General features: G+C 57.1%; 1 rRNA gene. It reads left to right on the forward strand.

The annotated features are described in order from the left end of the window. Position 1 precedes the first annotated feature (1 nt). A 23S ribosomal RNA gene (locus HHX30_RS40360) occupies positions 2–646 on the forward strand; the annotation flags it as partial.

The following is a 646-nucleotide window of genomic DNA, read 5'->3' on the forward strand; positions in this document are numbered from 1 at the left end:
CGTAGTCGTCTTCGGACGGCTGTGATGTGACTGCGTGCCTTTTGAAGAATGAGCCTGCGAGTTATGGTGTGTGGCGAGGTTAACCCGTGTGGGGGAGCCGTAGCGAAAGCGAGTCTGAATAGGGCGTTTGAGTCGCATGCTGTAGACCCGAAGCGGAGTGATCTACGCATGGGCAGGTTGAAGCGTGGGTAAGACTGCGTGGAGGACCGAACCCACCAGGGTTGAAAACCTGGGGGATGACCTGTGTGTAGGGGTGAAAGGCCAATCAAACTCCGTGATAGCTGGTTCTCCCCGAAATGCATTTAGGTGCAGCGTTGCGTGGTGCTTGCCGGAGGTAGGGCTCTGGATGGCTGATGGGCCCGACAAGGTTACTGACGTCAGCCAAACTTCGAATGCCGGTAAGTGGAGCGTGGCAGTGAGACTGCGGGGGATAAGCTCCGTGGTCGAGAGGGAAACAGCCCAGATCACCGACTAAGGCCCCTAAGCGTGTGCTAAGTGGGAAAGGATGTGGAGTCGCAGTGACAACCAGGAGGTTGGCTTAGAAGCAGCCACCCTTGAAAGAGTGCGTAATAGCTCACTGGTCAAGTGATTCTGCGCCGACAATGTAGCGGGGCTCAAGTACACCGCCGAAGTCGTGGCACCGCCG

This window comes from Microbispora sp. H10836 (assembly GCF_012999525.1).
Classification (GTDB): Bacteria; Actinomycetota; Actinomycetes; order Streptosporangiales; family Streptosporangiaceae; genus Microbispora.